At 42.8% G+C, this 22641-nt stretch carries 20 protein-coding genes; 6 read left to right on the plus strand and 14 right to left on the minus strand.

What is annotated here, in order from left to right; translation table 11 throughout:
- The first annotated feature begins 31 nt into the window (after positions 1-31).
- On the plus strand, positions 32-286 hold the full coding sequence (locus L0U88_RS00395) for an acyl-CoA-binding protein (protein ID WP_234863500.1): 255 nt from the start codon (positions 32-34) through the stop codon (positions 284-286).
- On the opposite strand, the gene L0U88_RS00400 is transcribed toward L0U88_RS00395, so the two are convergent.
- The gene (locus tag L0U88_RS00400) at positions 276-1298 is read right to left on the minus strand and encodes a glycosyltransferase (RefSeq protein WP_234863501.1); all 1023 of its coding nucleotides are present in this window, start codon (positions 1296-1298) and stop codon (positions 276-278) included. The genes L0U88_RS00395 and L0U88_RS00400 overlap by 11 nt on opposite strands.
- On the opposite strand from L0U88_RS00400, the gene L0U88_RS00405 reads away from it, so the two are divergent.
- On the plus strand, positions 1250-2467 hold the full coding sequence (locus tag L0U88_RS00405; protein WP_234863502.1) for a glycosyltransferase family protein: 1218 nt from the start codon (positions 1250-1252) through the stop codon (positions 2465-2467). The genes L0U88_RS00400 and L0U88_RS00405 overlap by 49 nt on opposite strands.
- A gap of 2 nt (positions 2468-2469) precedes the next feature.
- On the opposite strand, the gene L0U88_RS00410 is transcribed toward L0U88_RS00405, so the two are convergent.
- The 11 genes from L0U88_RS00410 to L0U88_RS00460 form a co-directional block, all read right to left on the minus strand.
- Complete coding sequence (locus L0U88_RS00410) at positions 2470-4344, minus strand: monovalent cation:proton antiporter-2 (CPA2) family protein (protein ID WP_234863503.1); 1875 nt, start codon at positions 4342-4344, stop codon at positions 2470-2472.
- A gap of 3 nt (positions 4345-4347) precedes the next feature.
- Positions 4348-4911: an NAD(P)H-dependent oxidoreductase gene (locus L0U88_RS00415; RefSeq protein WP_234863504.1), complete on the minus strand. Its 564-nt coding sequence runs from the start codon at positions 4909-4911 to the stop codon at positions 4348-4350.
- 40 nt (positions 4912-4951) lie between these two features.
- Complete coding sequence (locus L0U88_RS00420) at positions 4952-5419, minus strand: hemerythrin domain-containing protein (RefSeq protein ID WP_234863505.1); 468 nt, start codon at positions 5417-5419, stop codon at positions 4952-4954.
- A 3-nt stretch (positions 5420-5422) separates the two neighbouring features.
- Positions 5423-6187 (minus strand): triose-phosphate isomerase, encoded by a 765-nt coding sequence (gene tpiA, locus L0U88_RS00425; protein WP_234863506.1) that lies wholly within the window; start codon positions 6185-6187, stop codon positions 5423-5425.
- A gap of 14 nt (positions 6188-6201) precedes the next feature.
- Positions 6202-7389, minus strand: a complete 1188-nt coding sequence (locus L0U88_RS00430; RefSeq protein ID WP_234863507.1) for a putative sugar nucleotidyl transferase — start codon at positions 7387-7389, stop codon at positions 6202-6204.
- Positions 7390-7436: 47 nt separating this feature from the next.
- The gene (locus tag L0U88_RS00435) at positions 7437-7685 is read right to left on the minus strand and encodes a type B 50S ribosomal protein L31 (protein ID WP_234863509.1); all 249 of its coding nucleotides are present in this window, start codon (positions 7683-7685) and stop codon (positions 7437-7439) included.
- 130 nt (positions 7686-7815) lie between these two features.
- Positions 7816-8310, minus strand: coding sequence for a YajQ family cyclic di-GMP-binding protein (locus tag L0U88_RS00440; protein ID WP_234863511.1), 495 nt, complete (start codon positions 8308-8310; stop codon positions 7816-7818).
- A 92-nt stretch (positions 8311-8402) separates the two neighbouring features.
- On the minus strand, positions 8403-10859 hold the full coding sequence (locus tag L0U88_RS00445) for a TonB-dependent receptor domain-containing protein (protein ID WP_234863513.1): 2457 nt from the start codon (positions 10857-10859) through the stop codon (positions 8403-8405).
- A gap of 220 nt (positions 10860-11079) precedes the next feature.
- Positions 11080-13560: an outer membrane beta-barrel family protein gene (locus L0U88_RS00450; RefSeq protein WP_234863515.1), complete on the minus strand. Its 2481-nt coding sequence runs from the start codon at positions 13558-13560 to the stop codon at positions 11080-11082.
- A 248-nt stretch (positions 13561-13808) separates the two neighbouring features.
- Positions 13809-14969: a prolipoprotein diacylglyceryl transferase gene (locus L0U88_RS00455; RefSeq protein ID WP_234863516.1), complete on the minus strand. Its 1161-nt coding sequence runs from the start codon at positions 14967-14969 to the stop codon at positions 13809-13811.
- Positions 14970-15075: 106 nt separating this feature from the next.
- Positions 15076-15489: a BrxA/BrxB family bacilliredoxin gene (locus tag L0U88_RS00460; RefSeq protein WP_234863517.1), complete on the minus strand. Its 414-nt coding sequence runs from the start codon at positions 15487-15489 to the stop codon at positions 15076-15078.
- 218 nt (positions 15490-15707) lie between these two features.
- Between L0U88_RS00460 and L0U88_RS00465 the strand changes: the two genes are divergently transcribed.
- Together L0U88_RS00465 and L0U88_RS00470 are read left to right on the plus strand one after the other, a co-directional pair.
- Positions 15708-16142 (plus strand): Hsp20/alpha crystallin family protein, encoded by a 435-nt coding sequence (locus L0U88_RS00465; protein ID WP_234863518.1) that lies wholly within the window; start codon positions 15708-15710, stop codon positions 16140-16142.
- 142 nt (positions 16143-16284) lie between these two features.
- Positions 16285-17601, plus strand: coding sequence for a hypothetical protein (locus L0U88_RS00470; protein ID WP_234863519.1), 1317 nt, complete (start codon positions 16285-16287; stop codon positions 17599-17601).
- On the opposite strand, the gene L0U88_RS00475 is transcribed toward L0U88_RS00470, so the two are convergent.
- Complete coding sequence (locus L0U88_RS00475; RefSeq protein ID WP_234863520.1) at positions 17602-18054, minus strand: nuclear transport factor 2 family protein; 453 nt, start codon at positions 18052-18054, stop codon at positions 17602-17604.
- Between the two features lie 66 nt (positions 18055-18120).
- On the opposite strand from L0U88_RS00475, the gene L0U88_RS00480 reads away from it, so the two are divergent.
- On the plus strand, positions 18121-18543 hold the full coding sequence (locus L0U88_RS00480) for a hypothetical protein (protein ID WP_234863521.1): 423 nt from the start codon (positions 18121-18123) through the stop codon (positions 18541-18543).
- Positions 18544-18645: 102 nt separating this feature from the next.
- Here the strand turns inward: L0U88_RS00480 and L0U88_RS00485 are convergent, their stop codons facing one another.
- Complete coding sequence (locus L0U88_RS00485) at positions 18646-19713, minus strand: DUF4407 domain-containing protein (RefSeq protein ID WP_234863522.1); 1068 nt, start codon at positions 19711-19713, stop codon at positions 18646-18648.
- Between the two features lie 181 nt (positions 19714-19894).
- Between L0U88_RS00485 and topA the strand changes: the two genes are divergently transcribed.
- Positions 19895-22504, plus strand: a complete 2610-nt coding sequence (gene topA, locus L0U88_RS00490; RefSeq protein WP_234863523.1) for a type I DNA topoisomerase — start codon at positions 19895-19897, stop codon at positions 22502-22504.
- The last annotated feature ends 137 nt before the right edge of the window (positions 22505-22641 follow it).

The raw sequence follows: 22641 nt of genomic DNA on the forward strand, positions 1-22641 counted from the left end.
CGGTTAGATTCGCTGAAAATTGACGCAAAATATGGAGCTTACCCAACAATTTGAGCAGGCTGTTGCAGATAGTAAGAATCTGTCTGAAAGACCGAGTAATGAAACCCTGCTTCAATTATATTCTCTTTATAAGCAAGCAACCGAAGGCGATGTAAATGGGGATGCTCCCAATATGTTTGATTTTGTTGCAAAAGCAAAATATGAAGCCTGGTCATCATTGCAGGGAAAATCAAAGGAGGATGCCCAGCGTGAGTACATTGAACTTGTTCGCAAGCTTAAGTCCTGATAAGCTTATTAATGGCTCCAGGGAGATGCTCCCCTCTACATATTTCCTGCTGCAGCGAAAGGATTTTTTTTCTAACGTGATGATAGGCTGTTTCGTCGATGGTAGGAAGCAGTTCTGGCAGTTCTTCCAAACTGTTAATTAACCACCCTATACCCATTGAACTGATGTATTCGGCCGATCCACCAAAATTGGGAGCAATTACCGGCATTCCAGCTAGGATATAAAGTGATAGTTTATGGGGAAATATGTATTGCTGATAATTGCCAATGGCTCCGGATGGTCCATCTGCACCTTCTCCATCCCAAATCAACCCGAAACTTCCAACGATTGCAGAAGGAAGTCCATAGGGGTCATACACTCCATGATAATGAATTCTGGAGTTATCCAAACAACCTATTGGTGGATCTTCCCCGTACAGATGGTATACAATGCTTTCAGACTGCGGAAGGTGGACAAGAAAACCACTTTTAGACAAATTTCCTGCAAAGCATATGGATGGTTGGAGTAGTCTCTTTTCCTGGCATGGGGTAGCCAGGAAATCAAAGGGTCCAAGCTGTACAATTTTTGCTGTTCCGGCTTCAGGAAGGTTTTCAAGCAACCATCTCTGCATAGGGCCGCCATGAACAATAAAATGAGTGCATAGTTTTAATAATTTAAGTTCTTTTTGCAGTATTTGCTCATTGTTTGTTTTAAGTCCATCAATATCAGAAAGAATTACCAGGAGTTTCACCTTTTTTTTAGCCAACAGGTACGTCATTATCCTAAACATGCGCGGATAAACCGGAAATTGAAAGGCGACCAGAGAATTTGGCTTAATTTTCCAAACCCATGATGCCATCACGATTAAACGCATAATAAATTTAATAGGTAAAAATCTTTCGGGCAGTCGGATTGGCAAAAAACCATCCTTTTTTAAGATAGTTTCAATATCCTTGTTCCCTACCCCTCCGTGATGAAATTCATGTGGGTAATAGACTTCGAAAAAATATTTTTCAGATTCGGTTAATTTCAAATCGATTTATTGATTTTTGGAGTAATACAAATATATACATGAATGTAGGAATCCAGGAAGTTGAACATGTTGAAAACCTTTATCCTCTGATTCGTTTATTCGATACTGGATATAACAGGATTTTCCTTTTTGTTCCACGTACTACCTATCTTCAGATAGATGAAATGCTACACGGCGAAATGCACCGTTATCATTGGGTTTTACAAGAAGAAGGTGAATCAACCTGGACCTATTGTAACAGAATATTCCGAACAGTTCAGCAGCAAGAAATTTCACTTTTGTACTTAAATACGATTTCGAAACACCATCTGCTTTTTGCATTTCTTGTTTTTCGGTTGTCCTGTAAAGTTATACTTACTGTGCATGATGTGAATTGTCTGTTTAGACCGACCTTCTCACTTCGAGCAAGATTATTGATGCAGTATATTGGGAAAAAGGCTTTAACGGTTGTTGTTAAAGAGTTTAATACGATTTCTTCGACTGTTGAGCCCGCCCTTCAACTGGCTGCCGGAACCAACAAAAAAGTATGGGTAATTCCAGGTGGTTTTTTTGAAGAAACCATTGCTGCCGGAACCAATACAGCTCCTTCAGCAATGGATATTTTCAATATTGTGGTGCCTGGAACATTAGATACCAAACGGAGGAATTATGAAGCTGTCTTTGAGTTGCTCAATCAGATAAAAAAAATGCCAATAAGAATTACACTACTTGGTGGTGGATCAGATGAAGTGGCCGATCTTATCCGGAACAGAGCGTTGGAGTTTGGCAATCAACTTGTTTTCTACAAGGAATCAACTGTTACACAGGCCGAATTTGATAAGGTAATGACACAGGCACATTTAATATGGATGCCTTTGGTAATTCATACCCGAATTTGCGGGTCCATTCCGGAAATTTATGGTAAAACAAAATCCTCGGGAATAATATTTGACATCGTTAAGTATGCCAGGCCGTTTTTGTATCCTGCAGATTTGACCATACCTGATTTGTTGAAAAGTTCTGGAATTGGATATTCCAGCCTTGCTGATTTGAAAGTTACATTGGCGGACTTGGTTCATAAGCCTGAAAGTCTGTTGGAGCTCCAACAATTAGCAAAAAAAAATTCAGCACATTTCACCATTGAAAAGATAAGGAGAGCCAATTATCCACTGTTTGAAAATATGGATTAGCGTTAAAGGTCTTTCATTTCCTCTATCAGGCTTTCTTCATCCCACCCTTTTTGCTGACCAATATCGGAAGCATGAGTGTCGGTTTGAATAATTCGTTCCAACTCATCTATAAATTCTCTTGATATATTGATATATTGTTTAGGATCGCGGATAGATGATAGTTTTTTCATGGCTAGTTCGTCGTAACGAAGGAAAGTTTGTGCAGCTCTGGTGGCGGTATATGTTCTCCGCCCCATTAAACGGAGTGTATCTACTCCCATGCGCAGCGAGCTATCCAGGTTTTCCCGGTAGATATGAAGCATTCCCGCATTCATCTGGTCATAGGCATCCGTGCGGTCAGCAGCTCTTACCATCATTTGCAGGTGAGGAAAGTGTTTTTTGATGGTTTCGATCATTTCGAGTCTTTTTTCATTATCCCCGATAGTAATCAAAATAATTTTGGCATCTGCTGCGCCTGCTGCATGTAACAGATCATGACGGGATGCATCTCCATAATACACGTTGAATCCAAATTTGCGCAGAAAATCAACTCTGTCAGAGTCGATATCCAATACTGTGCAGCCAATTCCATTAGCCCTTAGAAATCGACCCACTGTATTTCCAAAATGACCAAAACCGGCAATGATAACCGGATTTTTTTCATGGATAGCATCCGGAGCTTTTTCGATCGCCTGTTTGGTACCAACTCTGGGCTGAATAATTCGTTCAAATAAGAGGAAAAGGATGGGGGTAAGCGCCATGCTTAAAGCAACAGCCGCCATAATTAGATCTGTAATTTCATTGCTGATAAGTTGTTCCTGCCGCGAAAACGAGAGCAGTACAAAAGCAAATTCCCCCACTTGGCAAAGTCCCAGTGAAAAGAGTAGATTCTGATCTGTGCCTAAACGAAAGAAACGACCCAGCACGAACAAAACCAGCCCTTTTACTATCATCAGTCCTAATACAATTCCCAGTAATAATACAGGAAGATTCATCAGTAATTGAAAATTAATACTGGCCCCGATGGCTATGAAAAACAGACCCAGCAACATTCCTTTAAAGGGTTCGATGTCGCTTTCCAATTCATGCCGGTATTCTGAATCGGCCAGCACCACCCCTGCCAGAAAGGTTCCAAGCGCAGGACTTAATCCAACCTGTGTCATCAACAGGGTTATACCAATTACCAGTAAAAGCGCAGTTGCTGTGAATACTTCTCTTACCCTGGCAGCTGCTACCATGCGTAAAAGGGGGCGTACCAGTTTCCGGCCTGCGAAAATGATAAAAACAACAGCAGCCAATACCAGCAGGGTCTGGATCCAGGCAGGTTGGTGATCAATCCATGCTGAAGATTGGTGAGTTCCATTTGTGGTGTTTGCGGGTCCTGACCCCAAAAGGGGCAGTATGGCCAGCATGGGAATAACAGCGATATCCTGAAATAGTAATACAGAGAAGCTGCTTTGACCGGCTTCTGATTTCATCAGGCCTTTTTCCTGCAGTGTTTGTAATACGATGGCAGTTGAACTGGGAGCAACAATCATCCCAATAGCAAGTGCAATTTTCCAGTCGTAACCCATCGTCATGGCAAGCACCATCACTATCGCCATGGTACAGAGTACCTGCAAGCCACCTAAGCCCAAGATGGGTTTTCTCATTTTCCAGAGTAACCTTGGCTCCAGTTCAAGGCCAATAACAAAAAGCATTAATACCACTCCGAACTCAGCTGCGTGCATGACATCGGAGCTATCTCCTACCAGGTTAAGAAAAGCTGGTCCGATCAGCATACCTGCTACCAGGTAGCCCAGGACAGATCCAAGGCCGGCTTTTTTAGCCAATGGAACTAATAATACAGCTGCGGTTAGATAAACAAGTGCCTGGTATAGAAAGGAACTTTGATCCATTAATCAAATTTGTATGGTGTTAAGTGAAACAGGTTTTTCGGTCAGTAGATTGAGCAATAGCTGCCGATAATTAATTGCTTCTCTGTGAATCATTTCAGGATCCAGCCTGTGAGTTCCGTAAATCACATACGGATTCCGGTAGTTCATATTGCAAAGGCGGGCAGATTGTTCAAACGGGTAACAGAATTCCTCCACTGTATGGCGGTTTTTTCCCTGTGGCTGATAGGCTTCAACACTACCTCCGCAGGTAATGATATTCATCCAAATTTTGCCACTTAGTGCAGTTCCCTTTTTGCCATAGGCCCATCCATGTTCAAGAACCAGTTCCATCCAGTGTTTGAGTAAAGCAGGTGCGCTATACCAGTAGAATGGAAATTGAAACAGGATGAAATCATGTTCCAATAACAGCCTCTTTTCTTTGTGAACATCAATTAGGAAATCAGGATAGGTTTCGTATAGATCGTGAAAAGTAATTGCTTCCTGTCGGGGGATTTGATTAAGAAACTCCCGGTGCACCCTTGAATTTTCCAGTACCGGATGCGCAAATAGCAGTAAAATTCTGGCCATGCCTGAATTTACTGAAATAGTAGTAATTGAGGGGAATGGGTTATTCCCAGAACTTAACGGGATAGGTATTGCAGATGGCGCTGTGCTGGTTGTCCTGCAATTGAAGTTGGTTTAATTGCTCTGCAGAAAGATTGGTTTCCAGAGAAGGGAAAACAATCCGTTCTTCAAATCGAACATGTTGTTCCAGCTGATCAGCAAGGTCTCCAAGAAGGCGGTGTGTAACATTGGCCTGATCAAGATGAGTCATGGCCGTACGCCAAAGTTCATGGTCACGTAGAATGGCCTCTGCATAATTATTTCCCTCTGGATAAGTTCTTAAGGCCGGAATAAGACTGCGCTCTTCCTGGTCAAAATGTGGTTTAATTTCCTGTTGCCAGCACTTCAGCAGAAAATCAGCCATTACGGATATGGATGCCTGTTTACTGACTCCTTTGCGAATCAATAAACAGGTCATTAAGGAAGATTTGTGTTGCCTTGACAATGGCTGCAGGCTAACCGCTCTTTGCATATCTTATTTTTTTAGTGCCTTGATAATGGCTGTGAATTCCGCCGCCACGAGGGAAGCACCACCCACCAGGCCGCCATCCACATCAGGTTGGGAGAAGATGTCTACGGCATTTGCAGCTTTTACACTTCCTCCATACAAAATGGATATTTCATTCGCCACATCCGCACCGTATTGTTTACTTAACACCTGCCTGATATGAGCATGCATTTCCTGGGCCTGGTCAGAGCTAGCTGTTTTGCCGGTGCCAATTGCCCAGATCGGTTCATAGGCAATTACAACTTTTTTCAATTGGCTTGCTTCCAGGTAAAACAGGCTTTCTTTTAATTGAACTTCCACATACTGATTCTGCTCGCCTGCCTCACGTACTGATAACGGTTCTCCACAACAAAAAATTGGCTGAATCTCCTGTTCCAGCAATAAATTTAGTTTTTCAGCCAATTCTTGATTGGATTCATTGAAATACTCCCTGCGCTCGCTATGCCCAATCACACAAAAAGGAATTCCAATGGAATGAAGCATTTCTGCCGCAATTTCACCGGTATAGGCACCCGATTTTTTATGGTGACAGTTTTGTGCAGCGATAAAATAGTTCTGCTCATTGGCAACCGCACTCTTAGCCATGATGAGGTATGGAAAGGGAACAGCAAAAACAACCTGCTGATCTTGTTTCAAAGCTATTTTTTCATGTAAAATTTCATCCAGTAGTTTTTCACCCTGTTGGTAGGTAAGATTCATTTTCCAGTTGGCCGCTGCGATTTGTTTTCTCATTCTTTCAGACTGATTTAAAAATTATCGTAAATATATCTAAGGATATTCTGTTCTCTCGGACTAATAGTGGAATTTTTCCATTTCTTCCAGTTCTCCAGGTCTCTCAACGCCCTGGAAAATTCATACCTGCGGATACCTTCAGCTCCCCAGGAAAAATGAGGAATGTATTTGGGAAGGAGTCCATTTCCAAATACACTGGAACAAATGCCCACAACTGTACCGGTATTGAAGGACGTGTTGATGGCAGCGCGACTATAATCGCCCATTATGAGTCCGCATTTGGTACCTACCGCAGCCTTGCCTCCTTCACTGGCCGGTGAATAGACAAGAATAGGGCCTGCACTGTTTTTAACATTCGACGCGGAGGTGCCGGCGCCCAGGTTACACCACTCTCCTATCACGGCATCACCAAGATACCCATCATGCGCTTTATTGGAGTAACCCATAAGTACCGCGTTTTTGATTTCTCCACCTGCAATGCAATGAGGGCCGATGGTAGTGCCTCCATAAATTCGGGTTCCCATTTTGACTATGGCATGTTCACCGATAGCAACAGGACCGCGAATACAGGTTCCTTCCATGATTTCGGCATTCCTGCCAATATATACGGGACCTTCTGTTACATTGATGATACAGCCCTCCAATTGTGCACCTTCTTCCAGGAATACCGGGAACTGACCGATTATCTGATTGCTGACGGAAACTGTTTGAGAATTCCTGCCCTTTGTTAGCAGCTCAAAATCTTCGCGAATGGCGCGGTCATTTATTTTAAAAATGTCCCATGGGAATTTTATGGCAAGTAATTCACCTTCATATGGAATGGTGTCTTTAACCTTTATCCGATGAAGGCCGGTAACATCTTCCGCATTAAAATGGAGGGCTATGGCACCCGCGTCAGCGTGAATCAGTGTCTGACCACTTTGCAGTTTTTGAATGGCTTCAACCAATTCAGAAGTTGGAAGTATGTTGGCATGAAGTAAGAGATAATCTCCTTGCTCCAGGTTTGAGTCAATAATCCTTGATCGATCCGATTCCTTATAGTCCCCTTCCCATTTGTCAAAGGAGGAAAGCTGCAATGCTTTTTCCCATTTTTCCCGGATAGTGAGAATACCCAACCGGATATCCTGGAGGTGACGGGTAAGATGAAACGGGTAAAGGTTTTCCGGTTGACAATATTCAGCAGAGAAAATAATGCATTGCATGCATTAAAGATAATAAATAAAAAAGCCGGCACTTGCCGGCTTTCTGATTATTTCTTTGCGTACTTCTTTTTGAATTTGTCGATACGTCCAGCTGTATCCAGCATCACGTTCTTACCTGTGAAGAAAGGATGGGAGGTGTTGGAAATTTCAAGTTTGATAAGCGGATACTCGTTTCCGTCTTCCCACTGAATGGTTTCTTTTGAAGAGGCAGTTGATTTGCTCAGAAAAGCAAAACCATTACTCATGTCCTTGAACACTACAAAGCGATAATTCTGCGGATGGATACCTTGTTTCATAATTTCTATTTTTAAGGCCGTACGGATTTTGCCGTACTGTTTTAATTTTTTGGAACTGCAAAATTAGAACTTTCCGATGGATTTTGAGCAGTGTGCTCAAAAAAAGATTTTAATTATAACCGACTGAAAATCAGCTTTTCATATTGATATATTGCAAAGGAATCGCCAGATTCCAGGTTTTGCTTGCCTGAATGACAGCCTGGAGATCATCGATCTTTTTGCCCGTTACCCGAACGATATCATCCATAATGGCCGCCTGCACTTTCAAATCGCTGTCTTTGATCAGCTTCACGATCTTCTTGGCATCTTCCTGCTTGAGGCCATTCCTGACAGGAATTTCCTTTTTCCAGTTCTTTCCGCTTTGATAGCCATCCTTCGCTTCGAAATCGTAAATATTGGCGTCCAGCCCTTGTTTGATAGAGCGACTGATCAATACATCCAGCACCTGGTTCAGTTTCATTTCACTTTCCACTTCAATAGTTAGGCGAAATTCCTTTTTATTCAAATCAATCTCAACCGGGGAGCCCTTAAAGTCAAATCGGTTGGTTATTTCCTTTTTTACCGTATTTACAGCATTATCCAGGGTTTGGATGTCCACTTTACTAACAATGTCAAATGATGCCATGGCTTGATATTTTCATTACAAGTACAAATGTAAAAAAACGTCCTGTAGAAACAGGACGTTTGAACCTTAAACTAACACTCATAGAGAAAAAACTATTGCTGACTGTTGTTTCCAACACGATTTTGTTCATCTGTTGCACTGCCTGTGCGCCTTCTTTGAGGGCCTCCATTCGCTTTTCCAAACCGGTAGCTGAAGTTCAATGCGACCCTTCTGTTATCCCACCGGGCGTTAATCCGGGTATCGATATTTCCAAATTGGGTATAACCGCTGAATCGCATAACAAAAAACGGATCCGTTACGGAAAGTTTGAGTGTACCCTTTGATTTCAGTACCTGCTTGGACAGGCCAAATGAAAACATACCCATTGGCCTGGCAATGATCAGGCCGCCATCCTGCATTTTGGTGCGATAAAATCCACTTAGTTCAGCACCCCAGGTTTTGGCGAATTTGAACTGGTTGTTCACATTGCCCATAAAAGAGGTAATAGATGCATCCAGGGGCGTATTATTTACAAATCCCTCGAAATAGTTGTTAAACAGGTTACCATAGAGAGAAACCGTCCACCACTTGGTAAGAGGTTGATTGTAGCTGATCGCGATACCAATATTTCTCCGGGTTGCAATATTTTCTTTGGTCTGGAAAGTGACTTTGGTAGTATCATTCTGCTTCAGGATATCGTTGATCACATCGGTAGTTCGGGTATAGTTTAATGTAGTATTGATGATTCCTTTATAGTTGTGAGAGAGTTCCACATTATGAGTGAATTGCGGCTGCAGGTTGGGGTTACCCATCCGGAATGTGTACTGATCAAGGAAAAACTGGAAAGGATTCATGTCCTGGTAATTGGGCCGCTCAATCCTTCTTCCGTAGTTCGCGGTGAGGGTATTTTTCTCATTTAGTTTATAACTCGCAAATATGGTAGGAAACAGTTGTACGTAGTTTCTTATAAACCGATCATTGTTCACGATCTGTTTACCTTTTGCATACGTGTGTTCAAGGCGCAGGCCAGTTTGCAGTGCCCATTTTTTAAACTCTTTGTTATAATTAACATAGGCTGCATTAATATTTTCTTCGTAGATAAACTGGTTGGATCTGGAAAGATCCGTTACCCAATCCTTACCGTGATTATCCCATATTCTGAAAGCAGCTTCATTATCGGTTGTAACATAACTTGATTTAATTCCTGCTTCCAGTTTGGAAGTTTTATTCAATGGATGCACATAATCCGTTTTGAAGCTATAGATCCGGATATCTGAAGGCAGATCTCCTCTTAATAAAAAGGAATCAGAAACTGTATTCTGTGGGAGTAAATAAGTAAAGTTATCAGAAGTTTGTAAGGCATTGGTACCATACCAGATAAAGTCAAGATCTGCTGTAAGTTCACGACCGGTTGTATCCAATCGCTTGCGGAAATTAAAATTGGATCCGAAATTTTTCCAGGTATCCTTATTCAGGCTGGAGGCAACATTGGATGATTCGGGATCCGATCCGCCATTGTAAATCAACGCCACACTCTTTGCTTTGAATTCTCGCGGATTGTAGGTTCCATTCACCTGAAAGCCAATGGTCGTCTTTTTGTTTATGGAATATTCCATTCCGGTGCGGAGACTCAGGTTATGGCTATGAAATTTACCTTTGGAAGTCTGATCAAAGACTGAACCGATTGTTTCATTCGCTTTAGGCGAAAATTTGCGAACCAGGTCGAGATCATTGAAACCTGCCCAGTAAGAATAACTTAGCGTGCTGAAGATTGTCAGCTTATCTTTTTTATAGTTGATATTGATGCTATTCGGTGATTTTGGATATACACCCTGCACAAAACCAAGATTGATCGATCCATTAAATCCATTCTGACGACCTTTTTTTGTTCTGATATTGATAATGCCGCTGTTACCGGAAGCATCGTATTTGGCAGAGGGCTGGGTCATGATCTCTACGGTTTCCAATTGATTGGATGGAGTGTTACGCAGCAGGTTAGCCAGATCCTGTCCTCCTAAGTAAGTTTGTTTTCCATCAACCAAAACAATTACTCCCTGCTTGCCTTTAAGACTGATGTTTCCATCCCGATCAACGGAAACTCCAGGTGCTTTTTCCAACACATCCAGGGCCGTTCCTCCGGCATTTGAAATAAAAGCATCTACATTCACGACGGTTTTATCGGCTTTTACTTCCACCATGGGTTTGCGGGCGGTTACTGTTACACCCTGCAGGTTTTTTTCGGCTGCTTTCAGTTGAACTGCTGGCAACTCTACAATTGCATTATCGCTTAATTTAACTTCATTGCTGTTAAAGGATTCAAATCCTATAGCTGATACCTGCACTAATATGGCTGCTGCCGGTAATTGAATAATTTCAAAGTTCCCTTCTTTATCAGTAGTGCCGATTTTTATCAGTTTTTTGGAATTGCTTTCCAGTAAGGTAATGGTAGCCGCTTCAACAGGCTGTCCGGTTGGATCCTTTACGTTGCCTTTCAATGTGGTTCCCTGCTGGGCCATTACGGTTGTAACAGTAGCCAGGAAAAAAAAGAGGGATTGTATAAATTTTTTCATGTGAAAGGTTTAATGCGGTTCCGAAATCGAAATTGATATTTCTGTGTAGCTTAAAAAAGTGAATTGGTGCGAACGGTTTAAATCAAGTACGAAAGCGTACGTATTGAACTTATCTTGTGAGTAAAGGTTTTGTTAAACGCTCCGCTAATGCGGAACGTTTAACAAAGTGAGACGTGAGATGTGAGACGTGAAAAGGTTTAATGGTAATGGATGAATTCGGTTAATTGCTGCCGCCCATTTTTACTCGGTTTAGCTCATCATTGGCTCCACCGATTTTACGACGGGGTTGTGTTCCTTTGATTGGTTTTCCAAAACGATAAACAAACGAAAGGTTTACTACACGGGTATCACGAAGGTTCATAAAGCTCGCATTGGTTGTCTGGAAATTGATGGTTCCTTTTACTTTCTGTGTATAGAACATATCTCTTACATTCAGCTTCAGCGTACCTTTTGATTTTAATACCTGTTTGGAAATTCCTGCAGCTGCAGCACCCAGTGGATCAATCAGGATTTGTCCCTCTACCCCTTTGCTTCTGTACCAGCCACTGAGTTCCGCACTCCAGCCTTTCTTAAACTTGAACTGGTTGTTGATATTGGCCATGAAAGTACCTGCTGATACATCAATGGTTTCATTGTTGAGTTCCCCCTTGAATTGGTTGTAATTATAGTTGGTGTATACAATTGCTGTCCACCATTTTTGAACCGGAATTTGCGCGCTCACTGAAATGCCCGCATTCTGACGGGAACCGATATTTCCCTGGCGAACGATTGTTGCATACTCAGGTTCATTGAACTGTGGGTTTCCCTGCGAAAAGGTTTCACTGAAGAAATCTTTTGTATAACTATAGTTCAGGGTGGTTGTCAGAAAACTGTTATAGGTATGCGTAAATTCTATGTTCTGTGTGAACTGCGGTTGCAGATAAGGGTTACCACGACCATAAGTATATTTATCCAGGAAAAACAGGAAGGGGTTCAGGTCCTGATAAGCCGGACGATCAATTCTTCTGCCATAAGACATTGCCAGTTGGTTTTTATCATTGGCTGCATAACTTACAAACAGTGTAGGAAACAAGCTGCCATAGTTGCGCCTGAAGCTGGAGTCTGCTCTTTGAGGGTTCCCAAACTGGTAACCTTCATAACTGGTATGTTCGTACCGAAGGCCGGCCTGGATGCCAAATTTTTTGATTTGGCGATTGTAGTTCAGATAACCTGCAATAATATTTTCCTTGTAGTCGAAATTATTTGATTTGTCATAATCCGGTACCCATCCACCATTAACCAGGTTCGTATAACCAGCAACGTTATTAGTATTTACATAACTGGTTTTTAATCCGGCTTCCATTTTTGCGCCTTTTTTCAATGGCTGGGAATAGTCGATTTTGGCGGAATAAATATCAATATCAATCGGCAGGCGGCCTCTCAGGTTTTCAACTGTTTTGGGAGACCAGTTAGGGTCATATATGGTGTTTACAAATAACTGTTCGCTATTGGATCCGTAAGTAACATAGTCCAGGTCAGCAGTCAATTCCCTACCGGTTGAGTCAAACTGATGACGCATGTTCACGTTGATGCTTTTGTTTTTCCAGAGATCCCTGTTGGAACTGGTTGCAGTTATGATGGAGTCATTCTGGGCAGCGGCATTCATCATGTAGCTGGTATTGAGGCCGGCTTGTTTCTCCGGACTAAAGTTCCCGTTGAGTACGATGCCCAGTGTAGTTTTCTTACTCAGGAAATAATCCGCACCAATTTTCATGTTATAGTTCTTATTCTCATTCTTCATGAATGAGGTTTGCTCAAAAATGGCGGTTAGTTCTTTTGAACTGGCATCCGAAAATTTCCGATTGATGTTCAATTCCTGGAAACTGTTCCAGATGCTGTATCCCCCATTGGCAAAAAAATTGAACTTGCCGGTGCGGTAGTTAAGGTTCAAACTGTTATTTGTTTTCCAGTAAGCACCCTGGCCATAATTAAGGGTTAAGGTGCCATTAAAACCTTTCTGCTTGTTCTTTTTGGTTTTAATGTTGATAATTCCGGAATTACCGGCTGCATCATATTTGGCAGAAGGATTGGTTACGAGTTCAATCTGATCAATGGAACTGGCTGGCATGGATTTCAATAAATTAGCCAGTTGTTCACCGGTAAGATAAGTTGGACGGCCATCCATCATTACCATTACGCTTTGTTTTCCTTTCAGACTGATATTACCGTCCTTATCGACCATGACACCGGGTGATTTTTCTAGTACTTCCAATGCAGTTGCGCCAACATTGGTAACAGCAGCATCCACATTTACAATAATTTTGTCTATTTTCTGCTCAATGAACGGTTTGCGATGAACAACCGTAACACCTTGCATTTCACTGGAAGCAGGGTTGAGTTGAACCGATGGCAGTTGAATCGCAGCATTAGCAGCACTTAATTCAAATTCGGCTGAATACGCTTTTTCATGACCAACAGCTGAATAGAGCAGCAGGTAACGGCCAAAGGACAGGTCCAGGAATTCAAAATTCCCGGACTTGTCAGTTGATTGCAGCTTCACTGCGGAAGAGTCTTTTGCCTGCAGCACGGTAATGGTAACAGCTTCTGCCGGCTTTTGCTGTTTGTCCGTCACATTCCCCTTAACCGAGGTATTGCTTTGGCCCATGCTGACAAAGGATAAGGTGGATAAGGCAACTGTCAGCAGAAAGAGTGTCTTTTTCATGTCTAAGGTTCTTTAATTAGTTTGGTACCGTTTAAGGTTAATTACAAGTCAAAAGTAGGTACTATGTTATGCAATGTACATTGTTTTGTGTTGGATGGCTGATTTTACTGATTTACGGCAAAAGGCCACATGAACATTGGACGATTGACCCTGGATTTGGTTACAACGTTTTGGGAATTCCTGATGAATGGTGGTAAAACAGGAAGAGCGGCCAAATGACCGCTCTTCCTGTTTTTGATAAGAATAAATTAGTTCCTGAGCTTTGATGGGTGGGTCTGCTGGTATTTTTTAGCCCAGAACCAGATTATAATTCCGGTAATCACCAGCAGGGAAGAGATGATCTCAGCCTGGGTGGGCTGAAATCCGAAAATGTTATACTTGGTATTTACTCTGATTTTTTCAATAAAAAATCGTTCAATGCCATTGAGCGCCAGGTAAAGTCCAAAAAGTCGCCCTGGAACAGGTATTTTCTTTCTGATGCTCCATAATAGTGCAAATAGTACCAAACAGGCGATTGTTTCATAAAACGCGGTAGGATATACGGGTAGAGGCAGTTCGTTGCAATAATTGCCTTCACATCCCGGAATCGGCACTCCTGCATTGATAACGTTATGTGGGTAGGTATATGACCATACCCAATCAGGCAACCAGGAATAAGGATTGGGCCGATTGTTAACAATACCCCAGTCACCATCTCCCGCAACCTGGCAACCAATTCTCCCTATTCCATATGAAAGCATTAGCGCGGGTGCAGCTGAATCACAAAGATGCCGGATGCCGATTTTATGTTTTCGTGCATACCATATAATAGCAATAGCAGCACAGATCAAACCCCCATAAAAGGTTAGCCCGCTAAAGGAGAGTAAGGCGCCGATTGGATCGGCTACAAATTCGTTCCAGTTTTCAAGGTTGTGAAAAATCTTGGCACCGGCAAACCCAAAGAGCGCAGCAAATACCACAAAATCACCAACCCTGTCATGTGGCCAGATTCGTATCACTCTTTTTTCAGGCTTGGGTAAACGCTGTTTCTGCTTTTCTCTCCATTTTAACCCGGCAAACAATAATCCCAGTAATATGCCCGAGCCCACTGAACCTTGTGAGGAAAATATAAACTCCTGGGGATCCTCCGGTCCAAGTACAAAGGCGCCAATGATTTTATACCCCAATAAAAAACCCAGAATAAAATTGGTGATCAATTCCGCAATACTGGCGGGCTCCCCCACTGTGATAGTTGTTTCTTCATACTGAAGATGTCCCTCCCTGCTTTTTCGTTTAAGCTCAAGAGTTAGTATCCAGGCAGCTCCCAGAAAAGCAAGCGCAACAAAGAAACCAAAGGAATTGATGAATCGTAATCCGGGCAGATTTACTCCAAACAGATCCTTAAAAGCGTAGTATAAATTGGGATACATGAAATGTTGATTAATGGCCTATTTCTGCGCAATGATAAGAAATATGGAGCCGGCAAAAAAATAACCCCTCCTTTTGAGGAGGGGCTATCTGATATTTTCTGAAAGCTTAACAATATTGCTCAAATGCTGCAATCAGGTTATGGGCAATCATTTGTGCAGAACGACCTTCAATCATATGCCTTTCAATAAAATGCACCAACTGGCCATCTTTGAACAAGGCAACTGAAGGGGACGATGGCGGATAGGGCAATAAATGCTCTCTTAATTTGCGAACAGCATCAATATCGAATCCTGCAAAACTGGTTGCGAGGTAATCCGGCTTTTTGGGACTGTTATGTACGGCCATTAAAACGCCCGGACGGGCTGTTCCTGCCGAACAACCGCATACGGAGTTAACTACCACCAGGGTTGTTCCGGCCTTTTTTAACTGGCTATCTACTTCTTCCGGAGTAAGTAACTCAACAAATCCCTGTTCAGTTAACTCCTCTTTCATGGGCATTACTATGTCTGCTGGATACATTATGTTGTTTTTTGAATTTGCAAATCTACTTTAAAAACATAAGAATGCTTATTTGGTTTAAATATGTCAATATGGCTGTTCCTTGTATGTGTTAAGTGTCAAAATGTCCTTTTTGATTTCTTATCTTCTACGGTTGTTTCCAGGAATGGCAGAAAAAAGTGGATGGTATGCGAATTGATTACTACTCTTCAAACACAAAAACAATAAAACTAAATAAAATGACTAGAGTAAAATTCAATCAGCCGGCACGTCCTTTCTTTCATTTACTGGATGACTGGTTCCAGGATTTTCCAGCCCGGAATCCTCGCGAAATGGCAAATGGCGTTCACGCTGTACCGGTTAATATTCTGGAAACTTCTGATGCATACCACCTTGAGTTAAATGCTCCTGGCAGATTAAAAGAAGAATTTAAAATTCAGGTGGAGAATGGTCTTCTGACTGTTTCCTATGATCAGAAAGAAAGCAAGGAGCAGGAAGGTGTAAAGCAAATCCGCCGTGAGTTTTCACAGCTTTCGTTCAAACGCAGTTTTACCCTGGACGACAAAATTGATGAAAATGGAATTCAGGCAAAATATGAGCAGGGCTTACTGAAACTCTATCTTCCTAAAAAGGAAATAGTGGCCAATCAGCCCAAGCAAATTTCAATTCAATAAGTGTTTCTCATAAGCAGTTGGTTTTGGTATAGTCCCGATGTTTCTACATCGGGACTTTTTCTAACATACTGTTAAACCTATCTCACCGCAAAATGATTTAATATTGCCACGATTTTCAGCATGATCCTTAAATAACCAGAGAATGTTAAGACGAATTTCCGCAATTTTGGTGCTGAACATTTTTATTCTGCTTGGGCAGGGTAAATTGTACGCACAGGTAACTGATACTCTTCCTAAAAAGGATCCCCTCCGGACAATGGACACCATTCCTTTGGGGCCAGACAGTTTACCAATAGCGCCTGTTGATACTACGCTCCGGATTCTTAACCTTAACCCTTACATGACGCTTCATGTGGATTCCTCCATCAACTATCAGTTGGAGATCAACCGGGTACCTGGTAATTATTTCTGGTATTTGAGAAATGCTCCGGTAGGCCTTAAAATCGGTAAGGATGATGGCCGCCTCACATTTAAGGCTGAAAAGTCCCTGTTTTTATCTGGCCGTCTGAAGTACGACCAGGAATATAAAGTACAAATGGGCGTCCAAAATCTTTCTGATCCAAAAGAAAGAATCGATACATTTTTTACCCTCATGTTTTATAACACGGAAATAGTTATATCCCGACTCAAGCCGGGTGTTAGTGAAACAATCTTTATTGACGAGGGGGATACGCTTTCCATTCCGGTTCAGTGCGAGCGCGGAAGCTTTCCTATAGAAACAATTTCAACTTTGACGGATGCTTCACTCAAAGGATATGAATCGGTACGCAAATGCGATGATATTTTCAAATGGGCTGTTCCTTATGATTTTGTGAAAGACGGGGATAAGGAAAAGCAGAAAACCTTCCATATAACCTTTGTTGGAGCGGATAAGTTTTATAACCGGGATACTGCAAAAATCACTGTAGTGGTACGCGATGCACTCAATTATCCCTTCCGGAAAGATGAATATGGCCGGGTAGTGAAGGAAATTCAACGTTACATATTACAATTGAAGTTCAGCTTTAAAGAGCTGGATAAAAATGTAAAACGTACCAAAGGTACCCGTACGGGTTTTGATCTGATGTCAGGTTCCTCCGCCCTTGCTGGAACGGTTCTGTCTACCAGCTCTGCTGATGCGGATAAAAACATCGGTAAGGTTATGCCCAGTGTAGGTGTTGCACTGGTACCAGTGAAGGAAGCAGTTAGTCCGGTTAAAGCCTACGAATCAAACTCCGCGGCACAGGTGAGAACAAGTATCAAACGACTTGAATACAGCCTCTCTGATAATGCGCTTGTTGGCGAAACAGACCCTGAGATTCTTACCAAACTTGCTAAACTACGCAGCGATCTGAAACAGGTACAAACTCAGTTGATTGACGTACCAATGGTAGATACCGGAGGCATGAGTGAAGAAGAACTCAACCAGTATTTCAATAGTCCGCGTGTAAACAAAAAATATAAGCTTACCCGTAACTAATCACTGACAACCTTCTTTACGACGGGTGTCGATGATATATTGAATCTTCCAGGTTCCATTCAGCTTTACGAGTTGAAAGGAATTCACGCCGCAGTGACTGAACCGGCTCCCCAAATAAAATTGATAGGGCGTCCATGCTGTGGCGAGAGGACCGTCTATCAGGATGGTTCCAAATTCAATGCGTTCATCGAGTACCTCTTTACCAGGCGTTCCAACCGATTTAATGAAGCCTTCAATAGATTCGGTACGAACCTCAGTTGTCCCATCCTTACTTCTTCCAATGGTTTGAAGAACGGCCGTAGATGCAAAAGCATCACGTAACTGAACAGTATCACGGTTTCGCATAGCCGAAAATAACTGGTTGATGGTGGTTTTGATGCCGGTTTCATCAGTTGTTTGTGCCCAGGCAGACAAACTAACAAGTGTTAATATCAAGCCAAACAGCGCTTTCATTTGCTTACTCTTTTAAACGGTTATTTTTTATTCCAGTCTACTAATGTATAACCAAAAATGATCCCTATGTTAAGAATTGTACCAGCGGTTATACTGACCGCAACCATTGGTCTGACCAGTCTCTCCACACAGGCGCAGGGCCCCTGGAATCAGCATCGTTCCAACACAACGGTTATTGTAATAGATGACGATGACTGGCATGAAAGAGGACCTCATTACAGAAAAAATAAAAAGGGGAAACATTCCCGCCATTGGGAACATCCGGGAAACCGGAGAGGAAGGATCAGTCATCCCCCACTGGTAATTATGGATACACGCCACCTGCCAATTCGTAGATACAATAATAACAGGTATTACTATCGCAGCCAGGCCGGTTTACACTATTGGCTAGGTCGAAATGGCTACCTATACCTGGATGTCAAGTACGTAAACCGGAACCAGTGTACCGACCGTGAGTATGCGTATTGGGAAAGAGGGTATGGATGGTGAATCACGGGAAGAATGGAGGAGGGAGGAATGGAAGGGGAGGAAAGGAAGAGGGGGTGTTCATCCCATCCTCCATTCCCCCTTTCCTCCCTCTTCCCCTCTTCCCTACCCCACAACTTCCATCTTAGGGCTGGTATCCTGCTCGCGGGCAATGGATTTTTCAAGCTGGTGCATGGGCACCAGTTCTTCTTTCGCAATAGCAATATCATAAGGACCGACGGGCAGTAGTAGTTTAGCCAGAATGGGGGCTGTTTCCAATAAAATAATCAATATGGTGATCAGCAGGTTCGCCATAAATACACTGTCTTCCCGATCAGATAAACTTTGCAGGGCTTTGTTCCGGGCCAGAAATCCGATATTCGAATAAGCAGTTTGGGCATACTTTTCCTGATCGGATTTAAGCTCCATTGCAGCATTCTCAAGAAATCTGGTCTGCCTGGCCAGCGCAGTATCCAGTCCGGGAAAAAGCTGCGCATAATTGCTGGCGGTTTGCTCATAAGCGCCCTGTTTAAGCCGGGTAATCCGTTCAATCCCTCTCCTTCCTGACCCACCGGTACCATCGGCCTCCATCAGGTAAGCCTGTTGCAATTTAAGCAGTGTATCCTGCATTGATGCTCTTCGCTGCAGTAGTAGGTTTCTTTCCTGCATTGCTGCAGCCACCCGGGCTTCGTAAATCGTATCCAGTTTCAGATTAAAGGCCTTGATTTGTTCCTGGATATGCGATTCAACCTCTACATTGATCTCTTTTTCAAAGAGCTTCAATTCCAGCGGTCTGGCAATCGTAACTCCAATAAATAGGGCCAGTAATATGCGCGGAAAGGCAACCTTCCATTGACTGGAAGAGGACATTCCATATTTACGGATAGTGGACACCATGAACCGGTCAAGATTGAATATGATTGCTCCCCAAAGCAGGGCAAAAGCAACTGCCCATCCAATATGTTGGAAAATGGTATAAAAAGCATATCCGGAGGAAAGAGCCGCAAGAACAAACGTGGCCAGTAATACCCCACCCAGTGTATGGTATTTGGGGTGTTCCGTTGGATATTGCGCCAGCGTTGGTTGATGTACCCCGGCACACCACCACAAAAAATGGGAGTTATTACCTTTACTACCAGAAAATGATTCATAACCGGAAATAGTGGTTTCCGGCGCGTCTGTTGGCTTCGCCATAGCGTTATTCAGTTAAGGAATCAAAAAAAGGTAGAAGTGGAACGACACAAATAACGACTATTTGAGCATAGTATTTCTTAAAGCTTTGGTAAGACGCAGAAATTTCCTGAATTGGTATTTTCGGTCTTATACTGTAAACTTGCAAGGACTGGATCTACTTTTTAAAACGATTTATTGATACATGGCTAAGAATTTATTGATAGTGGAGTCGCCGGCGAAAGCCAAAACCATTGAGAAAATCCTCGGGAAGGATTTTGAGGTGAAGAGCTGTTATGGCCATATCCGCGACCTGGAAAAGGGTGAAATGGGAATCGACATTAATAACCAGTACAAGCCTCGCTATATAGTTCCTGATGAGAAAGAAAAGGTGGTGAAGGAATTAAAACAACTGGCTAAAAAAAGTGATGAAGTATGGCTGGCAACGGATGAGGACCGTGAAGGAGAAGCCATCAGCTGGCATTTGTGTGAAGTACTCGGTTTAGATCCAGGCAGTACCAAGCGGATCGTTTTTCATGAAATCACCAAACCTGCTATTCAGAAAGCGGTTCAGTCGCCCCGTACAGTAAACATGAATCTGGTAAATGCCCAACAGGCGCGAAGGGTGCTCGACCGGATCGTGGGTTTTGAACTTAGCCCCGTTCTCTGGCGCAAAATGAGCATGGGTACTTCCCTGAGTGCCGGTCGGGTTCAATCAGTTGCGGTTCGGCTGATCGCAGAACGCGAACGCGAGATCAATGCCTTCAAGTCTCAGAGTCATTTCCGTATTGATGCCTTTTTTACGGCCAATGATCTGTCCAATAAACCGGTTCTTTTCAAGGCTGAGGGACAAAAATACAATGAGCAGGAGGATGCGGAGAAGTTCCTGGAGTCCTGTAAGGGGGCCAGTTATACGGTAACAGATATCCAGGTGCGTCCGGGTAAGAAATCACCCGCTGCCCCGTTCACAACTTCCACCCTGCAACAGGAAGCCAGCCGTAAACTTGGTTATTCTGTCAGTAAGACCATGCTGTTGGCGCAGAAACTCTATGAAAGTGGTAATATCACTTATATGCGTACGGATAGTGTAAATCTGAGTGATACAGCCATGGATGGAATCCGTCAGCAGGTTACCGGGCAATATGGTCAGCGTTATTTCCAACCGCGCAAATTCAAAAACAAAAATGAATCTGCTCAGGAAGCGCATGAAGCCATCCGCCCAACCTATATGGAAAACAGTACGGTGGATGATCCGGAAACCAAACGCTTATATGAGCTGATCTGGAAACGTACCATGGCCTCACAGATGGCTGATGCCGAATTGGAAAAAACCACTGCAAAAATTTCAATTTCAACCAATAAGGAGGAACTCACGGCAACCGGTGAGGTGTTGAAATTTGATGGCTTTTTGAAAGTGTATCGGGAGGATCGGGATGATGATGACCTGACCGAGGAAGATGGCAATGATAGCATGTTACCTCCTTTGCAGGTAAAACAGGTGTTGCCGTTAAAAGAAATGACAGCCACTGAACGATTCAATCGGGCAGCCCCCCGTTACACAGAAGCATCACTTGTTAAGAAACTGGAAGAGTTGGGAATTGGTCGTCCTTCTACCTATGCCCCTACTATAACAACCATCCTCAAACGAGGATATGTTGAGAAGCGCGACAAAGAAGGCATTCGCAGAGATTTCAGGATACTGAAACTGGTAAAGGATCAGATCAAAAAAGAAATGTCGCAGGAAACAACAGGAGCTGAAAAATCAAAACTGTTTCCGACTGATTTGGGACTGGTTGTTACAGACTTCCTGAATCAGTATTTCAATGATGTAATGGATTATGGTTTCACGGCCAAAATTGAGGAAGAATTTGATGAAGTTGCCAATGGAAAACGGCAATGGCATAAAATGATTGATGCTTTTTACAATCCCTTCAAAAAGGATGTAGATAAAACCATCGAAACGGCAGAACGGATTAAAGGTGAACGTGAACTGGGAACAGATCCTGAAACGGGTCGTAAAGTTGTTGCAAGGATGGGTCGTTATGGTCCGATGGTACAAATTGGAGATGCCAGTGAAGAAGAGAAACCAAAATTCGCCCGGCTCAAATCCGGCCAGAGTATTGAAACCATCTCCTATGAAGAGGCGATGGAATTATTCAAATTGCCCTTAACCATTGGAGAATACGAAGGCCAGGAAGTATCTGTGAATGTTGGCCGGTTTGGTCCCTATGTGAAATGGGGTGAGGAGTTTGTATCTATTCCAAGAGGTGAAGAGCCGCTGACTGTGGATCTGGAAAGAGCAATTGAGCTCATTAACGAGAAAAAGCAGGCTGATGCACCGATCGCAACGTATGAAGGACTTCCAGTTACAAAAGGCAAAGGCAGATTTGGACCTTTTATCAAATGGAATAACCTGTTTATCAATGTTCCGAAGGCATATAATTTTGATGCACTCAAACAGTCTGATTGCAATGAATTGATTCAGAAAAAACTGGAGAAAGAAGCCAATCGCTTTATCCAGCAATGGCCTGCTGAAAAGATTTCTCTGGAAAACGGGCGCTGGGGGCCTTTCATCCGTTTTGGCAAAAAAATGCTAAAGATGGGGCGAAAGGCGGACGGTTCAAAATTTGCAGAAGAAGAGTTAACCGGAATTTCACTTGAGGAAATCAAAAAAATGATCGAAGCAGAAATTCCGGGAGCATTTGAAAAAGCAGCTAAAAAAGCACCTGCAAAAAAAGCAGCAACCAAGAAAGCTCCGGCTAAAAAAGCCGCGCCAAAAAAGACAGCAAAAAAATCGACACCCGGGAAAAAATAGCAAGGGAATTCGTTAACTGGCAGTACTTCCGCTTATCCACAGAAGTGGATAAGTATCGGGGCATTATACCTGCTTTCCAGCGAAATTTATTGACGGAACAATAACAATATTTTGAGTGATTTAAACGTCCTAAGATT

The sequence above is a fragment of the Flavihumibacter fluminis genome, assembly GCF_021491375.1.
Classification (GTDB): domain Bacteria; phylum Bacteroidota; class Bacteroidia; order Chitinophagales; family Chitinophagaceae; genus Flavihumibacter; species Flavihumibacter fluminis.

Excerpts from the sequence above, each read along its gene's own strand:
- L0U88_RS00465 (WP_234863518.1), top strand. The coding sequence starts at position 15,708 with ATGACTAGAGTAAAATTCAATCAGCCGGCACGTCCTTTCTTTCATTTA.
- L0U88_RS00450 (WP_234863515.1), bottom strand. The coding sequence starts at position 13,560 with ATGAAAAAGACACTCTTTCTGCTGACAGTTGCCTTATCCACCTTATCC.
- L0U88_RS00485 (WP_234863522.1), bottom strand. The coding sequence starts at position 19,713 with ATGGCGAAGCCAACAGACGCGCCGGAAACCACTATTTCCGGTTATGAA.
- L0U88_RS00470 (WP_234863519.1), top strand. The coding sequence starts at position 16,285 with ATGTTAAGACGAATTTCCGCAATTTTGGTGCTGAACATTTTTATTCTG.
- L0U88_RS00475 (WP_234863520.1), bottom strand. The coding sequence starts at position 18,054 with ATGAAAGCGCTGTTTGGCTTGATATTAACACTTGTTAGTTTGTCTGCC.
- tpiA (WP_234863506.1), bottom strand. The coding sequence starts at position 6,187 with ATGAGAAAACAAATCGCAGCGGCCAACTGGAAAATGAATCTTACCTAC.
- L0U88_RS00415 (WP_234863504.1), bottom strand. The coding sequence starts at position 4,911 with ATGGCCAGAATTTTACTGCTATTTGCGCATCCGGTACTGGAAAATTCA.
- L0U88_RS00430 (WP_234863507.1), bottom strand. The coding sequence starts at position 7,389 with ATGCAATGCATTATTTTCTCTGCTGAATATTGTCAACCGGAAAACCTT.
- L0U88_RS00440 (WP_234863511.1), bottom strand. The coding sequence starts at position 8,310 with ATGGCATCATTTGACATTGTTAGTAAAGTGGACATCCAAACCCTGGAT.
- L0U88_RS00435 (WP_234863509.1), bottom strand. The coding sequence starts at position 7,685 with ATGAAACAAGGTATCCATCCGCAGAATTATCGCTTTGTAGTGTTCAAG.
- L0U88_RS00480 (WP_234863521.1), top strand. The coding sequence starts at position 18,121 with ATGTTAAGAATTGTACCAGCGGTTATACTGACCGCAACCATTGGTCTG.
- L0U88_RS00395 (WP_234863500.1), top strand. The coding sequence starts at position 32 with ATGGAGCTTACCCAACAATTTGAGCAGGCTGTTGCAGATAGTAAGAAT.
- L0U88_RS00420 (WP_234863505.1), bottom strand. The coding sequence starts at position 5,419 with ATGCAAAGAGCGGTTAGCCTGCAGCCATTGTCAAGGCAACACAAATCT.
- L0U88_RS00455 (WP_234863516.1), bottom strand. The coding sequence starts at position 14,969 with ATGTATCCCAATTTATACTACGCTTTTAAGGATCTGTTTGGAGTAAAT.
- L0U88_RS00460 (WP_234863517.1), bottom strand. The coding sequence starts at position 15,489 with ATGTATCCAGCAGACATAGTAATGCCCATGAAAGAGGAGTTAACTGAA.
- L0U88_RS00410 (WP_234863503.1), bottom strand. The coding sequence starts at position 4,344 with ATGGATCAAAGTTCCTTTCTATACCAGGCACTTGTTTATCTAACCGCA.
- topA (WP_234863523.1), top strand. The coding sequence starts at position 19,895 with ATGGCTAAGAATTTATTGATAGTGGAGTCGCCGGCGAAAGCCAAAACC.
- L0U88_RS00445 (WP_234863513.1), bottom strand. The coding sequence starts at position 10,859 with ATGAAAAAATTTATACAATCCCTCTTTTTTTTCCTGGCTACTGTTACA.